The organism is Mycobacterium sp., assembly GCF_032161845.1.
Classification (GTDB): domain Bacteria; phylum Actinomycetota; class Actinomycetes; order Mycobacteriales; family Mycobacteriaceae; genus Mycobacterium.
Window position 1 is genome coordinate 1 of sequence record NZ_JAVRQA010000392.1, and the last position, 4,444, is coordinate 4,444.

The 4,444-nt window shown below is 65.5% G+C and carries 6 protein-coding genes and 1 pseudogene; 2 read left to right on the forward strand and 5 right to left on the reverse strand.

Going from position 1 to position 4,444, the window contains the following annotated elements; all coding sequences use genetic code 11:
• Together QOD90_RS21075 and QOD90_RS21080 are read left to right on the forward strand one after the other, a co-directional pair.
• Positions 1 to 677: pseudogene (locus QOD90_RS21075) on the forward strand (hypothetical protein); the annotation flags it as partial.
• Positions 674 to 931: a hypothetical protein gene (locus QOD90_RS21080; protein ID WP_526352773.1), complete on the forward strand. Its 258-nt coding sequence runs from the start codon at positions 674 to 676 to the stop codon at positions 929 to 931. The pseudogene QOD90_RS21075 and the gene QOD90_RS21080, both read left to right, overlap by 4 nt.
• A gap of 49 nt (positions 932 to 980) precedes the next feature.
• On the opposite strand, the gene QOD90_RS21085 is transcribed toward QOD90_RS21080, so the two are convergent.
• The 5 genes from QOD90_RS21085 to QOD90_RS21105 all read right to left on the reverse strand — a co-directional run.
• Positions 981 to 1,403, reverse strand: coding sequence for a hypothetical protein (locus QOD90_RS21085; RefSeq protein WP_526352774.1), 423 nt, complete (start codon positions 1,401 to 1,403; stop codon positions 981 to 983).
• A complete protein-coding gene (locus QOD90_RS21090; protein WP_526352775.1) occupies positions 1,400 to 2,239 on the reverse strand; it encodes a COG4705 family protein in 840 nt (279 codons plus the stop codon). Before QOD90_RS21090 ends, QOD90_RS21085 begins: the two co-directional genes overlap by 4 nt.
• Positions 2,240 to 2,574: 335 nt before the next feature.
• Positions 2,575 to 3,270 carry a response regulator transcription factor gene (locus QOD90_RS21095; RefSeq protein ID WP_526352776.1) on the reverse strand — a complete coding sequence of 232 codons (696 nt, stop codon included), beginning with the start codon at positions 3,268 to 3,270 and terminating at the stop codon, positions 2,575 to 2,577.
• Between the two features lie 12 nt (positions 3,271 to 3,282).
• Entirely contained in the window at positions 3,283 to 4,122 is an 840-nt protein-coding gene (locus QOD90_RS21100) for a CbiQ family ECF transporter T component (RefSeq protein ID WP_526352777.1), read from the reverse strand.
• Positions 4,119 to 4,444: ATP-binding cassette domain-containing protein (locus QOD90_RS21105; RefSeq protein ID WP_526352778.1), on the reverse strand; the 326-nt coding region annotated here is incomplete at its 5' end. The genes QOD90_RS21105 and QOD90_RS21100, both read right to left, overlap by 4 nt.

Consider the following 4,444-nt stretch of genomic DNA (forward strand, 5'->3'; position numbering starts at 1 on the left):
CCGGCTGGAAGCTCGGCGCCAACGCGGTGTTGTCGTTCTGGCTCGCCTACATCCTGACCCGTCCGCTCGGCGCGAACCTCGGCGACTGGCTCGGCTTCCCCAAGGACCAAATGGGCTTGGGCCTGGGTGTGGCCGTCACGAGCGTTATCTTCCTCACCGCGATCCTGGGCACCGTCATCTACCTCACAGTGACCCGCGCCGACGTCATCGAGAAGCCCGACGCGCCACGCCCTGCCGCTCCGGGTCGGGAAAAGGTGATGCTCGCCTACTTCGGTGCCGTCGCCGTCGCCGCCGGTGCACTGTTGACTTATGCCAACCAGCAGCCGCACGCCTCAGCGTCCGCTGAGTCCGAATCCGGCCCTGCCGTCGAGGCCCCCATCGCTGCCGGGCAGGTATCCGCTCACTTCCCGGCGGCTGACGTCGCCAACTTCCGTGCCATTACCCAGGCGATGCTGACCAAAGTTCAAGCCGGTGACCAGGCAGGGGCGACGGCAGGTGCCAAGAGCCTCGAAACAGCTTGGGACGAGGGCCAACCCCGGCTCGAGGCGATGGATGGGCCCACCTGGACTGCCATCGACGGGCGGATCGACGCCGTATTGACTTCGATTCGGGACGCCAACCCCGATCCCACAATGGAGACTCAGAACCTCAATGACCTGCTGACCGCCCTCAAGTGAGGCCGGACGCCCCCTGGCGCACGCCTCAGGGGCTCGACTTTCTGATGCGCCTCGCCGCCGTGGCAGTGGTGACCGCGTTGGTGTGGGCGGTCGCGGGCGCCGGTCGGCGGGTCGATCACGCTGCGATGGACGGTCACGAACTCACGCCATGGATGAAGTCGAAGACGGGGCACTCGCCGAACGTCTGCGGCAACACCGGAGGAGCACTCGTCGTTGACGAGGCTTGGCCTCCGGTGTTGCCGCTGCACCACTGACGACTACCTGCGCCAAAGGCGGACGACCAACGCCAACGGCGGAGGCGTCTTAGGGTGACTCACCCTGCCCGGGTCCGTCACCGTCGTTCCAGCGGCCCTGTCCGGAGTCGCCCTGTCCCGACCCATCGCGGCCAAAACCGTCCGCTTCCTCGCCGCCACGGTGGTGCTCACCCTCGCCTTGGCTGTAGCCGCCGCCGTGGCCATGGTGCTCACCGCTGACTTCGGAACCCACCACGACTCCGGCGACGAAGATCGATCCGACGATGAAGATCGCCGCAGCAACGGAGACCAGGATCGCGGCTACCTGGCCTAGGCGGCTGCGGGGCCGGACCCTCTCCCAGCGCGACGGCTTGGGTTGGACGACGGATGCCTCCGGTGATGCTGCGGCCGACGACGGCTCCGCGACAATCGGTTCGGTCGATTCGGCGGCCGCGGTGTCGTCGTGCGACGGCCGATCTGGTTGTTCGGTCATACTTCTGATCCCTTCGTTGATGTGATGCGGGTGTTGCGTCGCCGAAAGGCGAGACAGCTGACGAGGATTGCGATCGCCAGGATGAGGGCGGCGGCAACCGGGCCGTCACCGAGGCCCACGCCGCCGGCCATGGCGCGCTTGCCGAGCCAGTCGTCGGCCGACGCGCCAAGCGGACGAGTCACGACGTAGGCAAACCAGAAGGCCACGACGCCGTTGAGCCCAAAGCGCCAGCGGCCCAACACCGGAACGGCCATGATGACTGCGAAGAGCACGATCGAACCGACGAAGCCGAGTCTGAGAGTGTCAGCGGTCAGATCACCAGCGGCCATGCCCAGCGCGAAGGTGAACGACACCGTGAGCCAATAGAAGACCTCGCGACGTCGGGCCGTGATGCTGTGAATCGAGAGCGTGCCCTCGGCGCGGTGCCACGCGACGAAGATGATTGCCAATGCGGCCGCGCACGCGATGGTGCTGACAGGCAACGGAATACCTAGATCCCCGTGTAGCACGTCGGCCACGATGGTGCCGAAGACCGCGACCATCGAGATCGCTGCCCAGTACGCCATCGGGGGGTAGCGACGGGTCCGGAACTGCAGCCAGAGCGTCGCGACGAAGCCGACGACGCCGACGCCCAGTCCGAAGACGGGCCTGGTGTGGACGAGGTAGCCCGACGCGTTCTCGCCCATAGCCGTGGTGCGCAGCTTCAGTATCCAGAACGTCGCGGTGATCTCGGGCACCTTGGACGCGACGGGCGGGCGAGTGGCTGAGGAGCGGATATCCGCCATGATGAGCAGCGGCATGGACGTATAGACCTCTCTCGCGGCGATGGCGGGCATCGTTTCGCCCTCTTCACCAGCCTCAGCAGAGTTCTTGTGATGGAGATAAGAATCGAAGCGAGCTAGCTCACAGTGGAATCGCCCACGGTGGGAAGTGTCAATCTGGCCGACAGTCCTCCGCTCGGTGAGTTGGCGAGTTCGATTTCGCCTCAGTGGATTTCGGCCTGTTGCTGCACGTCGAACGCCTTCGTCGTAATCGACGACCAGTGCCACTCGAGCTTTCACCCTCACCTCCGCTCGTCTCAAGGGAACCCTAGAAGCACGAACATGAAGCTCACATGAGAAGAGTGACGCGGTCCGCGGGCAGAAACACCACACCGAGGCGAGGGCCGCCGTCACTGCGCTTCCCGCAGGACGTACCCAACTGCCCTCACTGTATGGATGAGGCGCTTGTCCGACCTGTCCATCTTTCGTCGCAGGTTGCAGATGTAGGACTCGACGACCGTAGTCTCCCCTCGAAAGTCATTGCGCCACAGGTGCTCGAGAATCATCGACCTCGACAGAACGGCGCCGGAGTTGATCATCAGGTAGCGCAGTAGTTTGAACTCGACCGGCGACAACGCCACCCGATTGCCTGCTTTCACGACGTCGTGGGAGTCTTCGTCGAGGGTGATATCGGCGAAGGTCAGCGACGCTCCTCGGGTCGACTCGTTCGTATTTCGGGTGCGGCGCAGAATCGCTCGCAGTCGTGCCAGGACTTCTTCGGGACTGAACGGTTTGGTGATGTAGTCGTCACCTCCCACGTTCAGCCCAGTGAGTTTGTCGTGCAGGGCGGTACGGCTGCTGACGAACAGGCCGGGCGCATCGACGCCTAGGGTGCGCAGTTGGCGCAGAACTTCGAATCCGTCCATGCTGGGGAGCGTGACCTCGAGGATCACGGCCGCTGGGCGCAACTCGCGGGCCCGGTCCAGAGCGGCGCGCCCATCATTGGCGGTATGCACCGCGAAGCCGCAACTCATCAATGTCGTGGCGAGTGGCGACACCACGTCGGGGTCGGTATCGACGACGAGGATCGCGGGCCTGGTTCGCATGTGCGCGCAGTCCTAGTGCATCGGTGTCGGAATGATGAAGAGCTCCAACACGAGGCCCACACTGTATACCAACGCCACGATCGAAAGAGCCACCCAATCCTTGTGTTTCGGCCGTGACGGGGTTGCGGAGATGGCACCGGTGCCCCCGCGCGCGGTCATGGCGTCACCCATCTCGTCGGCCCGCCGCAGCGCTACCGTGATGGCGGCGGCCGCGAGGTCGATGACATCGCCGCCCCATTGATGCAACCGCTTCTGCCAGGTGGCGGGTGTGGGCGGTCTTGGGCGCAGGCGACGCGCGGCATACAGGATGCGGAATTCTTCGAGCAGCATGGGGAAGGCCCGCATGGCCAACGCGGTGGCCACCGCCCACTCGTCCACCGGGATCCGCAGCCACCGGAGCGGTCGGCCCAGCACTGCGACGGCAGGTGCCACGTCGGCGACGTTGGTAGTCCAGGAGATCAAGCCGCCAAGACCCAACAGAACCGTCGTCAACGCCGTGAACCGAAGCACCTCGAGCAGCCCTCCGAGCCCAACGGTGAACAGACCAAGGTCGACGAACGGGCTCCCACCCGCCAGCGCGGACGTCAATCCGCCAAGCAGCAGGCCGATCCAAAGCCATCGTGGCAGCGAAGGCAGCACCCCGCGTGGAATATGCGCCAGCCGGACTGCGGCTATCACCAATGCGGCCACGACGGCGATTGGGCCCCACCCGGGATAGTTGGCAAGGAGCAGCGAGACCGTTAGGGCGGTAATGATTTTGGTGCCTGCCCAGAGCTCGTGGATGACGGACGGTCCTGGTACCGGGCGCAGGAGCACCAAGGATCGACGTTGAGGGCGCTGAGTCGCGGTCACGTGACCCTCCCTGCGGTCGGTGCCGGTTGCAGTGCACCGTCGCGGAGGTGCAGGGTCCGCGGGCACAGGTCGTCAAGACCCGAGAAGTCGTGCGAGATGACGACGACCGTCAGGCCGTCGCGCCGAAGGCCTTGAAGGAGTCGCACCAGTCCGGCCTGGCTTCGGGCGTCAAGGCCGGCGAGCGGCTCGTCGAGAATCAGTGCTCGTGGCGCGCGGTTGAGCAGCCCGGCGAGGACCACGCGGCGCATCTGCCCACCACTGAGTTGATCGACCCGTCGCGTGGCCAGTTCGGCGTCCAGTCCCACGCAGGCGAGTGCAGCCG

Excerpts from the sequence above, each read along its gene's own strand:
- QOD90_RS21085 (WP_526352774.1), bottom strand. The coding sequence starts at position 1,403 with ATGACCGAACAACCAGATCGGCCGTCGCACGACGACACCGCGGCCGCC.
- QOD90_RS21095 (WP_526352776.1), bottom strand. The coding sequence starts at position 3,270 with ATGCGAACCAGGCCCGCGATCCTCGTCGTCGATACCGACCCCGACGTG.
- QOD90_RS21090 (WP_526352775.1), bottom strand. The coding sequence starts at position 2,239 with ATGCCCGCCATCGCCGCGAGAGAGGTCTATACGTCCATGCCGCTGCTC.